Annotated in this window: 14 protein-coding genes and 1 pseudogene; 4 read left to right on the top strand and 11 right to left on the bottom strand. The window is 66.3% G+C overall.

The annotated features are described in order from the left end of the window. Window positions 1–7 precede the first annotated feature (7 nt). Together smc and ACQPZ2_RS12230 are read right to left on the bottom strand one after the other, a co-directional pair. Window positions 8–3,625, bottom strand: coding sequence for a chromosome segregation protein SMC (smc, locus tag ACQPZ2_RS12235; RefSeq protein ID WP_433525637.1), 3,618 nt, complete (start codon window positions 3,623–3,625; stop codon window positions 8–10). A 578-nt stretch (window positions 3,626–4,203) separates the two neighbouring features. Beyond that, window positions 4,204–4,773 carry a hypothetical protein gene (locus tag ACQPZ2_RS12230; RefSeq protein WP_433525636.1) on the bottom strand — a complete coding sequence of 190 codons (570 nt, stop codon included), beginning with the start codon at window positions 4,771–4,773 and terminating at the stop codon, window positions 4,204–4,206. Between the two features lie 1,500 nt (window positions 4,774–6,273). Between ACQPZ2_RS12230 and ACQPZ2_RS12225 the strand changes: the two genes are divergently transcribed. The 4 genes from ACQPZ2_RS12225 (at window position 6,274) to ACQPZ2_RS12210 (ending at window position 11,260) form a co-directional block, all read left to right on the top strand. After that, complete coding sequence (locus ACQPZ2_RS12225; RefSeq protein WP_433525635.1) at window positions 6,274–6,699, top strand: DUF1707 SHOCT-like domain-containing protein; 426 nt, start codon at window positions 6,274–6,276, stop codon at window positions 6,697–6,699. Window positions 6,700–7,145: 446 nt separating this feature from the next. Next, on the top strand, window positions 7,146–8,090 hold the full coding sequence (locus tag ACQPZ2_RS12220) for an alpha/beta hydrolase (protein WP_433527400.1): 945 nt from the start codon (window positions 7,146–7,148) through the stop codon (window positions 8,088–8,090). 157 nt (window positions 8,091–8,247) lie between these two features. Further along, on the top strand, window positions 8,248–10,797 hold the full coding sequence (locus ACQPZ2_RS12215; protein WP_433525634.1) for a hypothetical protein: 2,550 nt from the start codon (window positions 8,248–8,250) through the stop codon (window positions 10,795–10,797). A gap of 79 nt (window positions 10,798–10,876) precedes the next feature. Then, window positions 10,877–11,260, top strand: coding sequence for a hypothetical protein (locus ACQPZ2_RS12210; protein WP_433525633.1), 384 nt, complete (start codon window positions 10,877–10,879; stop codon window positions 11,258–11,260). A 1-nt stretch (window position 11,261) separates the two neighbouring features. Here the strand turns inward: ACQPZ2_RS12210 and ACQPZ2_RS12205 are convergent. From ACQPZ2_RS12205 to ACQPZ2_RS12165, 9 genes and pseudogenes are all read right to left on the bottom strand, one after another. Continuing rightward, window positions 11,262–12,088 (bottom strand): annotated as a pseudogene (locus tag ACQPZ2_RS12205) (SDR family NAD(P)-dependent oxidoreductase). 77 nt (window positions 12,089–12,165) lie between these two features. Then, window positions 12,166–12,615, bottom strand: a complete 450-nt coding sequence (locus tag ACQPZ2_RS12200) for a DUF350 domain-containing protein (RefSeq protein WP_063042863.1) — start codon at window positions 12,613–12,615, stop codon at window positions 12,166–12,168. 29 nt (window positions 12,616–12,644) lie between these two features. Continuing rightward, window positions 12,645–13,808: a glutathionylspermidine synthase family protein gene (locus ACQPZ2_RS12195; protein WP_433525632.1), complete on the bottom strand. Its 1,164-nt coding sequence runs from the start codon at window positions 13,806–13,808 to the stop codon at window positions 12,645–12,647. Next, window positions 13,808–14,305, bottom strand: coding sequence for a hypothetical protein (locus ACQPZ2_RS12190; protein WP_245721000.1), 498 nt, complete (start codon window positions 14,303–14,305; stop codon window positions 13,808–13,810). Before ACQPZ2_RS12190 ends, ACQPZ2_RS12195 begins: the two co-directional genes overlap by 1 nt. Window positions 14,306–14,828: 523 nt before the next feature. Further along, on the bottom strand, window positions 14,829–15,107 hold the full coding sequence (locus tag ACQPZ2_RS12185) for an acylphosphatase (protein WP_063042866.1): 279 nt from the start codon (window positions 15,105–15,107) through the stop codon (window positions 14,829–14,831). Further along, window positions 15,107–15,580, bottom strand: coding sequence for an OsmC family protein (locus ACQPZ2_RS12180; protein ID WP_433525631.1), 474 nt, complete (start codon window positions 15,578–15,580; stop codon window positions 15,107–15,109). The genes ACQPZ2_RS12185 and ACQPZ2_RS12180 overlap by 1 nt, the downstream gene beginning before the upstream one ends. A 96-nt stretch (window positions 15,581–15,676) precedes the next feature. After that, window positions 15,677–16,384 carry a response regulator gene (locus ACQPZ2_RS12175; protein WP_063042916.1) on the bottom strand — a complete coding sequence of 236 codons (708 nt, stop codon included), beginning with the start codon at window positions 16,382–16,384 and terminating at the stop codon, window positions 15,677–15,679. 38 nt (window positions 16,385–16,422) lie between these two features. Beyond that, complete coding sequence (locus ACQPZ2_RS12170) at window positions 16,423–18,924, bottom strand: ATP-binding protein (RefSeq protein ID WP_433525630.1); 2,502 nt, start codon at window positions 18,922–18,924, stop codon at window positions 16,423–16,425. Next, complete coding sequence (locus ACQPZ2_RS12165) at window positions 18,921–19,079, bottom strand: hypothetical protein (protein WP_327101156.1); 159 nt, start codon at window positions 19,077–19,079, stop codon at window positions 18,921–18,923. Before ACQPZ2_RS12165 ends, ACQPZ2_RS12170 begins: the two co-directional genes overlap by 4 nt. Window positions 19,080–19,207: the final 128 nt, after the last annotated feature.

Genomic DNA, 19,207 nt, shown 5'->3' with positions numbered 1-19,207 from the left:
CTTACATTCAGCTGGCCGCGCCGACCGGAGTCAGGGTCTCTCCGCGCAGCCGCTGACTGATCACCTGGGTGATGCCGTCACCGCGCATGCTGACGCCGTAGAGGGCGTCGGCGATCTCCATGGTCGGCTTCTGGTGGGTGATGACGATCAGCTGACTCTTCTCGCGCAGCTGCTCGAACAGGCCGATGAGGCGGCGCAGGTTGGTGTCGTCGAGCGCGGCCTCGACCTCGTCCATCACATAGAACGGCGAGGGGCGGGCGCGGAAGATGGCCACCAGCAGGGCAACCGCGGTCAGCGATTTCTCACCACCGGACAGCAGCGACAATCGCTTGACCTTTTTGCCGGGCGGGCGGGCCTCCACCTCGATACCGGTGGTCAGCATGTCCGATGGGTCGGTGAGCACCAGCCTGCCCTCGCCGCCCGGAAACAGCTTCGCGAAAACGCCGACGAATTCGCGCTCGACGTCCTCGTAGGCCTCGGTGAAGACCTGCAGGATGCGCGCGTCCACCTCGGCGACCACTTCCAGCAGATCCTTGCGCGCGTTCTTGACGTCCTCGAGCTGAGTGGCGAGGAAGTTATAGCGCTCCTCGAGCGCCGCGAACTCTTCCAGCGCAAGGGGATTCACCTTTCCGAGGGTGGCGAGGTCCTTCTCGGCGCGCTTGGCGCGGCGCTCCTGGGACTTGCGGTCGAACGGCATCGGTGCGGGCGCGGTGACCTGCTCGCCGCGCTCCTTGGCCTGCTCGTACTCCTGCCACTCCAGATCCGATGGCGGCATCGGCACATCCGGACCGTATTCGGCGATCAGATCGGCCAGTGCAATGCCGAACTGTTCGGCGATGGTCGCCTCGATCTGCTCGATGCGCAGTGCCGCTTGGGCTTTGGCGACCTCGTCGCGGTGCACGGCGTCGGTGAGTTGGGCCAGCTGGGTGGTCAGCGCGCGGACCCGCTCCTTGATCTGCTCGACCTGGGTGGCGCATTCGGTACGGCGGCGCACCAGTTCGTCACGGCGCGCACCCGCTTGCGCCACAACGGATTCCAGCTCCGCGGCGACCTTGGCGCCGGATTCGGCAACGGCGGCGGCGACTTCGGCGGCCTGCCTGCGCGCGGCCTGCGCGCGTTCGGCGCGGGCCCTCGTCTCGCGTTCGGCGCGGGCGGTCCGGCGCAGCGAATCCGCTTTGCCGCGAACCGATTCCGCGCGTTCCTCGGAGGTGCGCACAGCCAGGCGGGCCTCGACTTCCATGGACCGCGCCTCGGCCAGTGCGGCGGCGGCTTCCTCGCGGTCGCGGCCGGCGGATTCGGTGCCCGCCGCGCCCATGCCGTCGTCGTCGACCTCGGATTCGAGTTCGGTGCGGCGCAGCCGCTCTTCGAGATCGGCCAGCGCCGCCAGCGCCTCTTCCCGGCCCGACTCGGTTTCCGCGCGCTGGCCGGTGAGCCGGTCGATATCGGATTGGGCGGTGCGCGCCACCTCGCCGAGCCTGCCCAGACGGTCGTAGATCACGACCAGGGCCTGATCGGATTCGTGCAGTGCGAGCAGTGCCTGGTCGACGGCATCCTTGCGGTCGGCTTGTTCGGCAAGTGCACCGGAAAGGGCCGCCTCCAGTTCTTCGGCGCGGCGTTGCGCGGCGACCAGATCGGCCTTGGCGGTATCGATATCGGCCTGGATCTCCAGCTGACTCGGTGCGCGATCGGATCCGCCGAGCACCCAACCGGTTCCGGTGAGATCGCCGTCGCGGGTGACCGCCCGCAGTTCCGGCCGTTCCCGGACCAGTTCGGTGGCGGTGGCGAGATCGTCGACCACGGCAACACCTGCGGTCAGCGCGGCAATGGCGCCGCGCACGTTGTCCGGTCCGTCGACCACGTCGACCAGCCAGCGCGCTCCGCCGGGCAACCCGCCGTCGGACGTGATCGGCGCAGCCGCGGCATCGAAGACCAGCGCGGCACGACCGCCGTCGGCTTCCTTCAACGCCCGCACCGCGGCGTGTGCGGAATCTCCGGTATCTGCGGCGACGGCGTCGGCGAGCGGTCCGAGGGTCGCGGCGACCGCGGCCTCGAAACCACCGTGCACTCGGATCAGCCCGGAGAGCGGACCGAGCAGGCCGTGTGCGCGATTCTCGACCAGCCAGGCCGCGCCGTCTCTGCGCGCCAAACCCATGCCCAATGCTTCGATGCGGGCGCTCAGCGAGGCAACCCGTTTGCTGGCGTCGCGATCCTGTTCGCGCAGTTCCGTGACGCGCTGATCGGCCAGTGCGAGGGCCTGCACCGCATGCTCGTGCTGGGCGTCCAGGCCGGTCTCACCGGCCTCGAGCTCACCGAGTTCGCCCTGGACCGTATCGAATTCGGCCTGGGCTGCCTCACCGCGCAGGCGGGCCTCGCCGATCGCGACCGTGAGCCGGGTGATCTCCGCATCCACCGACTGCGATCGGGTGCGCAAAGTTTCGACCTGACCGGACAGCCGGGCCAGCCCCTCACGACGGTCCGCGATGGCGCGCACCGCGGCCAGATGCGCCTGCTCGGCGGCCTTCGCGGCCTGCTCACGTTCGGCGAGGGCCTCGCGCGCGGCCTCCAGGGTTTCGGCCGCGATCTCGACTGCCTCGCGCAGTTCGGCTTCCTCGGCCTCCACGCGTTCGGCCTCGGCCTCGAGTTGCTCCGGATCGCGGCCGCTGCCGACGGGCATTTCGGTGTGCAGGTTGCGGGCTCGGTCGCCCGCGATTCGGATGGTGGCATTGACGCGCTCGGCCAGCGCGGACAGCTGGAACCAGATCTGCGCGGCGGCCTCGGCGCTCGGCGTCAGCCGGGACAGCTGGAATTCCTGCTGTGCCAGTGCGGCATTCGCGGCATCGAGTTCGGTCTGCACCGTGATCTGCTGTTCGCGCGCGTACGCCTCTTTGCTCTGCTGACTCTCCAGCTCATTGCGCCTGGTGACCAGGTCGTCGGCGGCCAGGCGCAGGCGCGCGTCGCGCAGGTCGGCCTGGACGGTCTGGGCGCGGCGAGCCACCTCGGCCTGTCTGCCGAGCGGTTTGAGCTGGCGGCGCAGTTCGGTGGTGAGGTCGGTGAGGCGGGCGAGGTTGGCCTGCATCGCCTCCAGTTTGCGGACCGCCTTTTCCTTGCGCTTGCGGTGCTTGAGCACACCGGCGGCCTCTTCGACGAAGGCGCGGCGGTCCTCGGGACGCGATTCCAGGATGGCCGAGAGTTGACCCTGTCCGACGATGACGTGCATTTCCCGGCCGATGCCGGAGTCGCTGAGCAGTTCCTGCACATCCATCAGGCGGCAGGAGCTGCCGTTGATCTCGTATTCACCCGCGCCGTCGCGGAACATGCGCCGGGTGATGGAGACCTCGGCGTAGTCGATCGGCAGCGCACCGTCGGAGTTGTCGATGGTCAGCGTGACCTCGGCGCGACCCAGCGGCGCGCGTCCGGAGGTACCGGCGAAGATGACGTCCTGCATCTTGCCGCCACGCAGCGCCTTCGCACCCTGTTCGCCCATCACCCAGGTGAGCGCATCGACGACATTGGATTTGCCCGAGCCGTTCGGGCCGACCACACAGGTGATGCCCGGCTCGAAACGCAAGGTCGTCGCGGACGCGAAGGACTTGAAACCCTTCAACGTCAGACTCTTCAGGTGCAAATTCGACGCCCCTTCCCTGCGCGGTGGTCGGACAATTCGTCGTCCACTCGGGGCGACCAGCCATGGTATCCGTCTGGCAACGGTTACCCCGTAAGCGGGCGGATACCTCCGTAGGTTATCGACTCGGCGCCCGATGTCCCGCATTTCCGTGTGCTCCACATTTGCTGGCCGCGCGTCAGTTTCGCATCCCTTGTCGGTGTTCGCACCTCGGGCGTTCAGGGTGTGGTGGCGGTGGCGCAGCGATGAGCGGCACGTGGTTCCAGACAGGCAGAAGTGCCGCAATGTCGCCGGGCTCGGCGAAGGGGTTCCGACTCGACTTCGAAGCTGAGCACCTGCCCTTCGCAGTTCGTCGACCCGGCGCTGGTCCGGGACTCGAACGCAACCGGGTGCGCTGCGATATCACCACGCCGGGCGGCGTCTTCCACTGCTTGGCGGACATTCCGACTCCACCGAACTGACCGGTTTGTGCTTGCGGTATCGCCGGGCTGCCGGGGCGCATACGATCCAGTCTGATTCGCCAGCGGACCGTTAGTTCGGGAGTGCAGAGCATGTCGGACAAGACCAGCAGCGTGCTCGGTCTAGTTCGCCATGCGACGACGCTGCGGCTGACGCGCATCGGGACGCTGGTCGTGGGGAGCTTGGTTTTTCTGTACGCCTGCGAGGTCAGCCGGAAGAGCGATCTGTCCGATGTCTGGGTGCAGGTCGCCTTCGCCGCTGGACTCGCGCTCACCGGCCTCACGACCGCCTGGTTCGAGATAAAGGCCGCTGACCACGCCGCGACCCGCGCCCGCACCGATATCCGCGGTTTCCTCATCGAATCCGACGACATCTCGGTGCGGGCCCGCATCACTCGCTCCGGCGATCTCGTCTTCCACGGCCACGACGCCGGCGGCACCTCTCCGGCCTACGAATGGGACTGGGCCTTCCGGGCCACCACCTTCCCCGACATCCGCTCCGCCCTCGGCGGCGGCAAGGGCGACCTGCTCGACCTCCTCGAACGCACGGTCCCCGATCTCGACCGCCAAGGCCGGTACGACCCCGGCGCCTGGCTGCACAACCAGGGCATCCCCGCCGCCTTCCGCGAGCGCGGCGATACCTCCCACCGCATCACCCGCGAGCTGCCGGTGGTCGAGCCCGAAGGTCCCCAACGCGAATCATCCCGTGAATCCACTGGGGCACAAAAGCTATCGAGCAAGCGCCACAATCCGGTAGACCCGCCCCGCCCCAGCCGCTCGAGCCGCCGCGAACCGCCCGGCCGGGACACTCCAGCCCCCACCCGCCGCCGGGCCTCGGACTCCCAAGACCCTCGCCACTCAGCCAAACGCTACGACGAACCACCAACCCGACGCCGCGACCAGCCGTCGAAGACGCGCCGAAGAGCGAGCGATCGGTGGGATGCGGAGTCGGACCCCCATGCGGATAGAACACCGGGTGATCGCCGGGACGCACCACCCAGTGACCATTGGGACGCACCACCGAGCGACCATCGCGGCACAGCACCGAGCAATCACTTGGACACACCTCCAAACGACCAGCGGGACGACGCATCGAGCGACAGTTGGGACGTACCACCAAGCAACCAGTGGGATGGTCCACCAGCACGCTCCACCCGACCATCGGAAGCATCCCGTTACGAGCCCGGTAGCCGGATCGATCCGTCGGCCGCCAGCCGTGGCGCGTCACCGACCCGACACCGCGATCAACCACCGTTCGAACCAGGCGCACCAACACACGCCCGCCGCGCGGCCCGCGTGGATTTCCCTCGATCCGAGCCTTCAGGTGAGGGCTCGGACGAACCGTCCACAAGCCGAGGTACACAACCTGAACGACGCCGCGCCGAGTCGCCCCGCGACGAACTGGGCGCACCGACGCACGGCCGCCGCGGAACCCCTGTAGACCCACGGTGGTCGGAGCCGTCGAGCGATCGCTGGAACGAACCGCCAGCGACCCGCCTCAGGGAACAAGTGGACTATCGCCAGCCCACCGGTCGGCCCGGGGACGAAGGTTCCGGCGCACACCGGCACGTGCTATCCGGCGCGCACCCCAGCGAATCGCCTCGCCGACGGCGCGAACCGCAGGGGCGGCAGGACGAGTCACCTGACCGACGTCACCGCAGGTCATAGGCGACATCCAGAGCTAAAAAACCGAGACGAGCTGGCGTATCGCCGGGAACCCCGTGGATCTACGGCAGTCCGAGCTGTCGCCGGAGCGAACATCAATACCCGTCGGCATGCGCAATCCCGCGCACACCCCGGCGAACCGCATTGGCCGAGCGGGCGAAAACAACTGGCACAGTGGTGAACCCGGCACCGGTCTGACATCACCCAGGTCATCGGCCGTGCGGCAGTTGACGCACAGTAGCCCATCTCATCGCGGCATAGCCCACCTCATCGAGGCGGCGACAGCCCCACCTCCAGCACTCATCGGTGTTGAGGCAACTGACCGTGCAGACCAGGCGTCTCTGCAGGTCATCGGCCGAACACAGTGCAGAGTGCGTCCAGGCCACGGCAGCGGCCGAAGTCTCGTACTCGTCGGTGATGGCCAGCACAATCGCTACCTCACCCGAAGGCTTGACATTCCACATTGGAGGGTGCATCCTGATTTCACCTTCCAATGTGGAATATGGAACTAGTCGTTAGGAACTGGACATGGAAATCTCGCCTGGTACTCGGGCCTCCGATGCGGAGCGCGAGAAGGTTGTGCGGCTGCTCGGACGGCACATGGCAGACGGTCGGATCGACCTTGCCGAATACGATCAGCGCGTCGCCCGCGTCTATGAGACCGGCGTTCGCGACGATCTGCAGCTGGTCCTGTCGGATCTGCCGAAGTTGCCGAAAGAGTCTGCCGTACAGAAGAATTCGATGAATCGCTTCCCGATCTGGCAGCAGATCGAAGGCACCTCGTGGCTCGGAGTGAGCGTGCTGGTGCTCACCATCTGGGCCGCGATCTCGATCAGCGTCGGAGAATTCACCTACCCGTGGCCGATCTGGGTCATCGGCCCGTGGGGCGCCGTACTCGCCTTCCGCATGCTGGCAGGTTTCGAATCGGGCCGATTCGGACGCCACACCAACTGACACCCGCCACGGTCAGCGATCGAGCCCTGGAACCATTGCTCGATCGCTGCCCCCTCCTCGAGCCTTCGCACCTTTGCTCCCCACTTGGACCCCCGATCACTATGCGCTGACGCAGGCAAACACCCGAGAGCCCCTCTGCACCAAAGCATTCTCGACGTCGAGGGGCAGGGAGTGGGGCACTTGATCACCATGCGCTGGTGGAGGCAAACAGCGAGATACCCACTCCACCAGTACATTATCGACGACAGAGGGCGCGGGTGGGGCGGCTCGGAAAGGGACGCCGAGCGGGGCGAGTGTGGGACCGAGCTGCCTTGGACGATTACCGGGGATGGGCGACGATGAGTCCTGGGGTTGTGGTGGCGTGGAGTGGGTGGTTTTGGGGTGTATTCCGAAGATGTTGGTATGCATTGGGTTTGCGGCTTGATAATTGGTGGTATTGCGGAATGGTGAGGGCTTCAAGGGTTTTGGCCTCGCTCGTGGGTGTGCTGGTGGCCGGTTTCGCAGTTTCTGTTCTGTCTGTGTGTCCTGCTGCTGTTGCGGCGCCGCAAGTGGTCGGTGAGACGCCGCTGGACGGTTCGGTTTCGCAAGTGGACGTTTACTCCCCCGCGATGGATCGGGTGGTGAGCAACAGGGTGATTCGAGCCGCGGGTGGTCCTGCGCCGACGCTGTATCTGCTCACTGGAATCGGTGGCGGCACCGATGGCATCTCGTGGTGGGACGATACGGATGTCCGGGAGTTCTTCGCCGATAAACACGTCAACGTGGTGATGCCGATCGGCGGCGCGTACAGCTTGTACACCGACTGGCTCAACGACGATCCGGCGGTCGGCCGGAACCGGTGGCAGACCTATCTCTCCCGGGAACTTCCGGCCGTCCTCGATACCCGGCTCGGCAGCACCGGACGCAATGCGATCGCGGGTGTGTCGATGAGCGCGGGGTCGGCGGTGGATCTGGCGATCCAGGCGCGCGATGTGTACAGCGCGGTGGCGGCCTACAGCGGATGTCCGTGGACTTCGGATGCGCTCGGAGTCGCGATGGTCAGCGCGCAGGTGATCCGCGGCGGTGCCAATCCGGTGAACATGTGGGGTGAACTGGGCCAAGGGATCTGGCGGATGCACGACGCGTTCGCCAATGCGAGTGCCTTGGCAGGTAAGACGATCTACCTCTCGGCAGCCACAGGAGCCCCCGGCGCGATCGATGAAGGCGGACTAGGCTTCCCGCCGGTCGAAGCCATCGCCAGCTCGTGCACCGATGCATTCGCTGACCGGCTCAGCGAACTCGGCCTCCCCGCCATCCACGTCAACCGCCCCGAAGGCTCCCACACCTGGGGCCAGTTCGAAACCGACCTCCACGACTCCTGGCCCCACCTGGCCCGAGCCCTCGGCGCATAACCAAGCCCGCCCCGTCGCGCTGACCGATCAAGATCAGGTGGAACTGGTGGCGGGGGCTTCGCGTTTTGCCGCCGCCAGTTCCACCTGATCGCCCGTCCAGCTCCGGGGGGGGGCGAGGGTGTCGGGTGTGTGAGGGGGGATACTACGGTGGGGTGGTATGGATGCCGTCGCGGTGCCGGAGGTGGTCGACGTCGCGCCTGTGCGGGTGGGTGCGGTGGGGCGGGGTGTTTTCGGCGCGGTGGCCTTTCTCGTGGTGGTGCAGTTGGTGGTTCGGGGGTGGGTGGCGGGGAGTGGATTTTTTTATTGGGATGATCTGATTCTGGTGGGGCGGGCGGGGAGCTATTCGCTGTGGTCTGCGGACTTGCTGTTGTACAACCACGATGGGCATTTCATGCCGTTGGCGTTCGCTACGGCTTGGGTGGTGACTGCGGTTGCCCCGTTGACGTGGGCTGGGCCGGTGGTTTCGCTGGTGGTGCTGCAATTGGCGGCGTCGGTGGCGGTAGTGCGGATGCTGGTCGTGCTCATGGGGGTGCGGTGGGCGATTCTGGTGCCGCTGGGGTTCTATCTGTTTTGTCCGCTGTCGCTTCCGGCGTTCGCGTGGTGGGCTGCTGCGCTCAATGCGCTGCCGCTGCAATTCGCGCTCGCGTGGGTGATCGGTGATGCGATGCGGCTGGTCGAGACGGGGCGGCGGCGGTATGCGGTATCGGGAGTCGTGGTGCTGGGGGTGGCACTGCTGTTTTTCGAGAAGTCGGTGATCGTTCCGTTCGCCGCGTTCGCTGTTGCGGTGCTCGTTCGGCACGTCGACGGTCTCGGATCCGCGGTGGGGGGCGTGGCGCGGCGTGGGGCGGCGCTGTGGGGCGGATCCGGTGTGGTGATCGCCTGTTGGCTGGCCGGATATCTGACGGTGGTGAATGTTTCGGCGGTGCACACAAGTCCGGCGGAATTGCGCGACTTATTGCCCGGCGCAACGTCATTGGGGATTGTGCCGACGCTGTTCGGCGGACCGTGGAGTTGGGAGCGCTGGCTGCCGTCTACGCCGTGGGCGGATCCGCCGAGTTGGGCGGTCGTGGCGGCATGGGTCGCATTGTGTGCGCTGGTGCTGCTGTCGCTGCGGGCGCGGCTTCGTGTGGGACCGGTGTGGGTGACAGCGGCGGCGTACGTGCTCGTCGCGCAGTTGCCGGTCGCGCTAGCCCGCAGCGGACCGAACACCGCCGCCGAACTCATGCAGTCCCTGCGCTACTTCGCCGATATCGCCGTGGTGTTGGCCGCAGCGGGTGCGCTGATATTGCGTGCCCGACCGCGTGACCACACTCCCGAGTTGCTTCCAGATGAGCGCAGCCGCACCGCTGAATTGTTTCCCGGTCTCCGCGATCTCATACGCGTGCCGCTCCCCGGCCGAACTCCTGTGCCGTTCGCGGATTCGCGTCGCCGCACTCCAGCCGTGCGAGGGCGCATTCGTGTGCTGTTTGCCGGTCTCCACGACCGCGCCGCTGCGGTGCTTCCCGACTCGCAACACGACGCGACCAACCCTCATGACCACGCTGCGGCGGCGGCGCCCGATCCTGGAGAGGAAGCGGCTGTCCCACACGGCCAGGCTCCCGATTCGCGCGGCGTGGCGAGCACGTCACGTGGCCACGCTGCTGCGGTGCTTGCCGACTCGCAACACAACACGACCAACCCTCATGACCACGCTGCGGCGTCGCACCCCGATTCGCGCGGCGACGCAACTACGCCGCAGGACCGCGCACCCGCGTATCGGGCAGATCTGCGAGAAGACGCGACCGAGCTGGATGGGCGTGCACCCACGCCTCCTCCCGACTCGTGGGGGGACGCAGCTGTGGCACATGACCGCACCGCCGTAGTGGGTCCCGATCCGGGAGGCACTGCAACTGTGATGTGCAGTGAAGCTCCTGCGTCGGCTTGCGATTTGCGGGGCGAGATAGGGATGTCACGGGGGCGGGCTTCTGTGTTGCTTGCGGGGTCGAGCGGCCGGTTGGCCGGATGGGTTCTCGGAACAGGCAGGCGCAGAACGGTATTGGGTGGGCGCGACCAGGGTTTCATCCCTGGATCGCGGGCCGCGGCTGTGTTCGGGGTGGTATTTCTGGTCAGCAGTCTTTGGTCTACCGCGTCGTTTGTCGAGTCCTGGCGAGTTAATCCGACGAGGACGTACGTGACGAATGTGACGGGGGCGCTGGCGGGGAGTGATGGGGTGCCGTTGCTGGAGCAGGAGGTGCCGTGGGATGTGTTGAATCCGACGGCTTATCCGCAGAATTTGGTCAGTCGGGTGCTTGCGCCGGTTACGAAGCCGACCACCTTTGCTGATTCGACTTCGCGGCTGCGGATGATTACTGATAGTGGGGAAATCGTCGAGGCGGCGGTTTGGTGGAATCGCAGTATTCTGCCTGGGCCTGAGCAGGGCTGTGGGTATCGGATACGGGGGCCGCAGCCGAGTGATATTCCGCTCGACGGACCGATGCTCGAACACGAATGGACTGTGCAGCTCAACTATCTGGCCAACGAAGACGGACGGATTACCGTCTCGTTCGAACACGGCGAGCCCGTGGGCGCGCCGGTTCGCAAGGGGTTGAGCAGCGTCTACCTTCGCGTGGTCGGCAGTGGGTCCATGCTCCGAATCAGTCCTCGCACACCAGGACTCGACCTCTGCCTGGGGGTTGGGCCCGTAGGAGTTGCCTCCTACGACAACTGACGTCCGGGCACATGTGCCTATGGTCTGGTGAATTCGCAGCCTTCTCACACCCTGTAGGGAACGCATCCACTCAGCCGGAGTGAAACAACGAGTTCTTGGAGTCACGCACCCTGACGTCGGACAACTACTCGGCTTGCTCGGTCTCGGGCGTCCATTCGATGTCTACGCCGCAGCGGGTCGATTGCGCGAACGCCCGACCGCCGACGAAATCTGCGCGGCAACAATTTTCGACGCATGCGGACGCGAATACACATCCGCGCTCTATATACACATGCCGGAGCTGGGACCAACGGTATGGGAGAGCAACACGCTCGATGGCACCGACTCGATCCGCGCATGGATCGACCGCTTCGACGAGGGCACCGTCTCGGCTCATGTATGGGTCGCCACAATCGCCCTCGATCCCGACCGGAACCGGAACGTGCTCAACCGATTACGGGCGCACACATCCGATATCCGATAGATCAGATGTTGAATCCGCCACCACAGACCAGCGTCTGCGCACTGACGTAATCCGATTCCGGCAGGCACGCAGATACACCGCACCTGCCGCCTCGGCCGGTGTACCGGCGCGACCGAGCGGGATCATGTGCTCGATGGCCGCGAGCAGATCAGGATTCACACCGACCTTGATCTCCTTGCCCTGCACATCGATGGTCGAGCCACCGGCCGGGGCTTCGGTGAGCCGGGTCTTGATCATGCCGAAGGCAACGCTGTTGACGGTCACGTTGTAGCGGCCCCACTCCTTGGCGATCGCCTTGGTGAGTCCGATGATGCCCGCCTTGGCCGACGAGTAATTGGCCTGTCCGGCATTGCCGCCGGTGCCTGCCATCGAGGAAATGTTCACGACCTTGCGGCACGGCACCGGCTCACCGGCGGACTTGGCCTGCTTCACCAATCCGCTGATCACCGGCTGTGCAGCACGCAGAATCCGGAACGGCGCCTTGAGATGGACGTCGAGAATGGCGTCCCACTGTTCATCGGTCATCTTCTGAACCACCGAATCCCAGGTGTATCCCGCATTGTTGATGATGATGTCCAGCCCGCCGAACGCCTCGACGGCCGTCTGCACGAAACGTTCGGCGAAATCGTCGTCGGTGACGCTGCCGATACACGAAACCGCCTGTCCGCCCGCGGCTTCGATGGCCGCTAAGGTGTCTTTGGCCGGTTCCGCATCGAGGTCGTTGACCACTACCTTCGCGCCCTCCCCCGCCAGCTTCAGCGCGATTTCCCGCCCGATGCCGCGCCCCGAGCCGGAGACGATCGCGACCTTGTTATCCAGTGTTCCCATGGGTGCCAGAACCTTTCGCCAGTGCCGGAATATCGGATTTCAGTGTGATCCGCCGCACCGGGATTGCACCCGAAGAACTACAGAATGGCGAAGGCGACAACCAGACCGAGCGCGAAATGCGCCGCGGCAACCACGAGAACCTCGGTGGTGTAGACATCGGATGCCAGCGCCGCGCCGATATCGATGCCGAGTGCGCGCTCGATGACCCGCACCGAAATCACCTGCGCGATGATGCCGACCAACCCGTAGACGCTCGCCGCGATGAGGCCCTCGGAGAGTTTGCCCGCCGAGGCATAGGTCGCCAACACCACGATCAAGGCCATGCTGACCATGCCCGCTGCCGTGACGATGATGGCATTGGGCTTACCCGCGGCGACCAGCGCGCGCAACTTGCCGGGTGTGGTCAGATCGATGGCGTAGAAGCCGACGAGCATGAGGGCCAAGCCGACGATGGCGTAGAGAACGATGGCTCCAACGCCGGTGCCGAGCGAGTTCCAGTAACCCGATTCGAGGGCAACTGCGGTCATCGTGATCCTTCCGAGGTGAGGTCGCGTAGTTACTGCGTAATGCGGTGCGGGACAAAGGCCGAGCCGTCGTCAGTGATCAATCCGGCGGTTTCGCGAATCCCGAGTCCGGCCGCGTTGTCGCCGACGATCCAGGCACCGAGGACCGGGCGCATATCGTCGAATTCCGGCAGCGGGTCGAGCAATTGGTAGACGAAACCCTCTTCGCCGTAGACCCCGCCGGTGGCCGTCTCCAGGCCCGCGCCGACGATGGTCATATTCGCGCCCTCGCGCCCGAGCTTGGGCTTGCGAATGTATTCGGTGAGCTCATTGGGCTGATCGAGGTAGGCGGGCAACAGATTCGGGTGCCCGGGATACATCTCCCACAGGATCGCGAGGATCGCCTTATTGCTCAGCAGGGTCTTCCACAGCGGCTCGACCCACATGGTCTGCGGCAGGCTCGCGACCACGCGCTTACCGAAATCGTCGTCGAGCACCCACTCCCACGGATAGAGCTTGAAGATCGCATCGATCGGCCCTTCGGCCAGATCGACGAAACGCTCCAGCTCGCTGTCGAATCCGACCTCCTCGATCGGTAGCGCGATGGTGTCGAATCCGGCCTCGGCGGCGGTCTCCTGCATATACGCGGTGGTGACATTGTCCTCGCCGGTGGCATCCGCGCCGGACCAGGTGAAATGCAATTGCGCCGAGGGCAGGATGTCGCGCAGCTCGGTCCAGCGCTCGACCAGCTTCTCGTGCAGGGAATTCCACTGATCGCCGTCGGGGTAGAGCGCGGTGAGCCAGTGCCACTGCACAATTGCCGCCTCCAGCAGTGAGGTCGGCGTATCGGCGTTGTACTCCAACAGTTTCGCAGGGCGGCGCGCGTCGTAGCGCAGATCGAAGCGCCCATAGACGTATGGGTCATTGCGCTTCCAGGATTCCGCGATCGGCCCCCAACTCCATTCGGGCAGACCGAAATCCTTGTACCGCTCGGTGAGCACCACATGCTCGACGGCATTCAGGCACATCGAATGCAGCAGTTCGACATCGGCCTCCAACGCGAGGATCTCCGACATCTCGAACTCGTAATACACCGATTCATCCCAGTACGGCCTGGGCAGACCGCTCGCATCACGGCCGGGCGAGCCGTAGACCAGGCCCTGGCCCTCGATGATCTGCTGCCAGCCGGGCCGCGGTGTGGCGCGCACGCGTCGCATTACGAACCCCCGCTGCTCTTGCTGCTGGTACCGAGACCGCCGCGGGTGACGGTGCTGCCGCTCTTGGTCGAGATCTGAGCGCCCTTGGGCTGCACCGTGGTTCCGCCGCTCGGCGGTTTGCCGACGGTGTTGTTGCCGCCGTAGTAATAGCGGTACTGGTGCCCGTTGTAGATGAAGATCCCGTTGGTACCGGTGTACGCGCCGGTCGACCCGGATCCGACAGCGGTCGAGGCGACCTCGCAGTCGTCGTCGGGCGCGACGACCTCCTGACCGTTCTGATCGATCACGGTGCAATACGCAGTCACCTGATCGGGTTTGGTGAGCGCCCGATATGCGAGATAACCGCCACCGACCAGACCCGCGACACCGACGATGGCGACACCGCCGATGAGTACGCGCTTGCGAGTGCGCTTCTTTTGCTCGGCGGCGGCCGTAGCGGCCCGCTGCGCCTCCTCGGCGCGCTTACGTGCCTTGTCACGCGCCCGCGCCTCGGCCACCGTGGGCGGACGCGGCTGAGTGACACCGGCCTCTTGGCGCTGGATACTGCCCCTTTGCGGCGGGGTACCGAACCGCCGCGGCCCGGTGCCAGGCGGAACCGGCCCGTCCCCCGGCGCACCAGGGCCAGGGCCACCACCTGGCGAAACAGGCCCGCCGTCCGCGCCGGACCCGGCATCCGTGGAACCAGATCCGCTACCCGGCAAACCCGATCCGCCCTCCGGGCTAGACCCCGCACCCGCCGAACCAGATCCAGCACCCGCCGCACCGGAGCCGCCGCCCGGCGAACCGGCCCCAGCGCCCGCCGAACCAGATCCACCGCTAGCCGAACCAGACCCGGCATCCGCCGAACCGGACCCACTGCCAGGCGAAAGCGGTTGCGGCGGTGTGGCTTCAGAGCCTGCGTCGCCGCCGGACGCGGACGTAGACGACCCCGACTCCGGATCGGGCGCAGTCCGACCCAGGTCGTCTCCCGCCCCCGGACCTCCCGTACTCAACGATCACATCGCTCGGTCGTCGAAACCACTACCGCTCCTCGAATCCGGACAAATCTCCCCGCGCGGGCTCCCAGCTTTCCACAACAAGGTCGACCCGACCAGGAGTATCTCCAGAACGCAGAAGATCCAGCAACATTTCGCACGCGGGTCGCGGACCTTCGGCCACCACATGCACCCGACCGTCGCGGGCATTGGTGGCGCTTCCGGCCAATCCGAGCGCCAGCGCCCGCGAGCGCGTCCACCAGCGGAAGCCGACGCCCTGCACGAAGCCGTGCACCCACGCGCTGAGCCGAACCGATTCCGGCATCACGCGTCGATGGCGTCGATATCGAATGTCAGCGTGACCTTGGTGCCAGCCTTCAGCGTCCGGCCCACGGTGCAGACCTTGTCGATGGCGCGCTGCACGGTGACCAGCAGCCGCTCGCGGGCCTCCTCGTCCAATTCGCTGAGGTCCAGCTCGAATACCTCGTCGAGCTGCGGGTACACCTCGTTCTCGCGGTCGGCGTCGCCGGAGACGCGGATGGTCGCGTCGAAGGCGTCACCGAGCTTGCGCGAGAGCGGGAAGTCCGCGCTCAGTCCGGAGCAGCCCGCAAGGGCGATCTTCAGCAGCTCACCCGGGGTGAAGGCCCCTGGCACGCCCTGCGATGCGATCAATACCTCGGCCCCGCGCGAGCTGCGGCCGGTGTACGCCCTGGTCCCGGTGCGCTCGACCCACAGGGTGGTCGGCTCGGTCGCGGCGGCGGTGGTGGTGGTCGCGGATGCGGTGGTCTGGTCAGCCATGGTCACGATCCTGCCATTCTCGAAACGGAACTCTCACCCCCGCCAACGCGGCACGTGCCCGAGCCCTTCCGCGAATCGCCGGTGATCTCCCAGACATCACTCTTGGAAGCGGTACCCCATTCCGGCCTCGGTCAGCAGATGCTTCGGATTCGACGGGTCGATTTCGAGCTTGCGCCGCAACTGCGCGAGATACACCCGCAGATAATGCGTTTCGGTGGCGTACGACGGCCCCCACACCTCACGCAGCAGTTCGCGCCGCCCGACGAGTTTGCCGCGGTTGCGCACCAGCATCTCGAGCATGCCCCACTCGGTCGGGGTCAGGTGGACCGTTTCACCGTTCCTGGTGACCTTCTTCGCGCTGAGGTCGACGGTGAACGATGAGGTCACCACGACCGGATCGGTGGCATCGGTATCGGTCGCGCCGCGCCGGACCGCGGCCCGCAGCCGGGCCAGCAGCTCATCCATGCCGAACGGCTTGGTGACGTAGTCGTCCGCGCCCGCGTCCAGCGCCTCCACCTTGTCGGTCGAATCGGTGCGAGCCGAGAGCACGATCACCGGGGCGGCGGTCCAGCCGCGCAATCCAGCCAGTACCTCGATGCCGTCCATATCGGGCAGACCCAGATCCAGAATGACCACGTCGGGATGTTTGTCGGCCGCCGCGCGCAATGCCGCCGCGCCGGTCCCCGCTGTGATCACCTCATAGCCGCGCACCGACAAATTGATGCGCAGGGCGCGCACGATCTGCGGTTCGTCATCGACCACAAGCACCTTGGTCGACGGTGCTTCCTGCTTCTTGTCGGTCATTACGACTTCCTGTGCGGTCCGCGGTGTCGTTGTGCTCATCATCGGCTGCTCACCTCGGTTTCATCGGCAGGCAGGTCCACGATCATCGTCAATCCTCCGCCCGGTGTCGGTTCGGCGTGCACGGTGCCGCCCATCGCCTCGACGAAACCGCGCACCACCGACAGGCCGAGCCCGACACCCGTGGTGTTGTCACGATCGCCGAGCCGCTGGAACGGCTCGAATAATTGCTCCTCGGTGCCCGGCGGAACACCGGGACCGACATCGATCACGGCAATCGACACCCGCTCGCCGTCGTGTTCCGCGGTGACCCGCACAGGCGTATCGCGCGTCGAATGCCGCAGCGCGTTATCGATCAGATTGGCCAGCACCCGCTCGAGCAGGCCGCTGTCCGCCCGCACCGAGACCTCGCCGACCTCCACCTTCACCCGATCCATCGCCGCACGCCGCAGCCCGCGCGCACCCATCCCGACGCTCACCAGTGCCTGATGCACGACCTCGTCCATGTACACCCGACGGAACTGCGGCTGCACCACGCCGACCGCCAGGCGCGACGAGTCGAGCAGATTGCCGACCAGCGCGGTCAGCTGATCCACCGATTCCTCGATGGTTTCCAGCAGTTCGACGGTGTCCTCGGGCGAGAACTCGATGTCGTCACTGCGCAGACTGGAAACCGCGGCCTTGGCGCCGGCCAGCGGCGTGCGCAGATCATGGCTCACCGCGGACAGCAACGCCCGGCGCAATCGGTCGGCCTCGAGCAGGGCGGCGGCGGCGCTGGCCTCCTCGGCCAACCTGGACTGCCGGACCAGCCCGGCCGCCTGGTTCGCGACCGCGTTGAGCACCGGACGGTCGACCGCGGCGAGCGGCCGTCCGGCCAACAGCAGCCAGCTCGTCGCATCGCCCGCCTGAATCGCGGTCTCGGCCTCGGACGCTCGCTGCGGCGGACTCGTGCCGACCGCAGCGATCACCTCGTCGCCGAACTGCATGCTGACCGCGCGCAGTCCGTAGGTCTCGCGGACCTGCTCCAGCAGCTTGGGCAGGTCCGCACCGTGCAGCACGGCTCCGGCGAACAGGGTCAGCAATTCGGCCTGCTGGGAGGCTCGACGCGCCTGCCTGGTCTGTTTGCCTGCCACATCCACCAGCGCGGCGACCGCCACCGCGACGATCAGCAATACCACCACCGTGATGAAGCTGTCCGGTTCGGCAATGGTCAGGCTGTAGCGCGGATCGACGAAGAACCAGTTCAACAGCATGCCCGACAGCAGCGCCGAAAGTGCCGCGGGCACAACGCCACCGAGCAACGCCACCGCGACGACGCCGATGAAGAACACCGCGCTGAGCCCACCGAGCTGCAGATAGCCGTCCAGGAAAGAACAGATCACCGAGACGGCTGCCGGAACCAGCACCGCCGCGAGCCATGCGCGGATCGGCTGGCGCGGCATCAGCGAATAGCGGCGCAGCCCACGATTGGCCTCCTCGTGCGTGACCATGTGTACATCGATCTTGCCGGATGCCTGCACCACGGCGGAGCCGATCCCCTCGTCGAGCATGCGTGCCCAGCGTGAGCGCCGGGACGTGCCGAGCACCAGCTGGGTCGCGTTCACCTCGCGGGCGAATTCCAGCAGCGTATTCGGCACATCGTCACCGGTGACCGTATGCAGCGAGGCATCCAGGCTCGCGGCGAATTCCCGCAGCCGGGTCAGCCGTTCCGTCGATACTCCGGCAAGTCCGTCGCCACGCACCACGTGCAGCAGGACCAGGTCGGCGCTGGATTTGGTGGCGATACGGCTGGCCCGGCGCACCACCGTCTCCGATTCGGGACCGCCGGTCACCGCGACGACCACGCGTTCGCGCGCCTCCCACAGCTCGGTGATCTTGTGGTCGGCCCGGTATTTCGCCAGTGCCGCGTCGACCTGGTCGGCCAGCCACAGCAGCGCCAATTCGCGCAGGGCGGTGAGATTGCCGGGCCGGAAGTAGTTGCGCAGCGCCGCGTCGACCTTGTCGGCGGCGTATACGTTGCCGTGAGAAAGCCTGCGCCGCAACGCCTCCGGCGTGATATCGACCAGCTCGACCTGGTCGGCGCTGCGCACCACCGCGTCGGGCACGGTTTCCTTCTGCTGGATGCCCGTGATCTGCTCGACGACATCGTTGAGGCTCTCGAGATGCTGCACATTGACCGTCGAGATCACGTCGATGCCCGCGGCCAGCAAATCCTCGACGTCCTGCCAGCGCTTGCCGTGTTTGCTACCCGGGGCGTTGGTGTGCGCGAGTTCGTCTACCAGCACCACGGCCGGTGCGCGGCGCAGCACAGCTTCCACATCGAGCTCGGGCAGTGTCGTCCCGCGATACGCCACCATGCGCGGTGGAATCCGCTCGATGCCCGCCAGCAGTTCCGCGGTCTTGGCTCGGCCGTGTGTCTCCACTACCGCAGCTACCACGTCGCGGCCGCGTTCGAGTCGGCGATGGGCCTCGCCCAACATGGCGTAGGTCTTGCCAACCCCCGGTGCCGCACCGAGGTAGATGCGCAGTTGCCCGCGTTTCACTCGTCCATCATCGCGCGATACGGCGTGTCGCCGAAGATCCGAACCCGTTCCGTCGCGATCTCCGAATCCTGCCGCTGACCCATTATCGACAGCGCGCGAATGATCAGCGCGCAACAGACGAATCCGATGAGCACCGCGACCGTGACAGCCGACATGACGATCCTTTCACCGACCAATAGGACCCCGGTCGCGCTGGCATCCCCCGCATGGCCGGTCGATGAATTTCTACTCCCGTATCGGCGGCCTATCTGGATCTTTACGGTGTGTTGACGGGTTGACCCCC

It is taken from the genome of Nocardia pseudovaccinii (assembly GCF_050942345.1).
GTDB classification, from domain to species: domain Bacteria; phylum Actinomycetota; class Actinomycetes; order Mycobacteriales; family Mycobacteriaceae; genus Nocardia; species Nocardia pseudovaccinii.
This window is presented reverse-complemented; position numbering and strand designations above follow the sequence as displayed.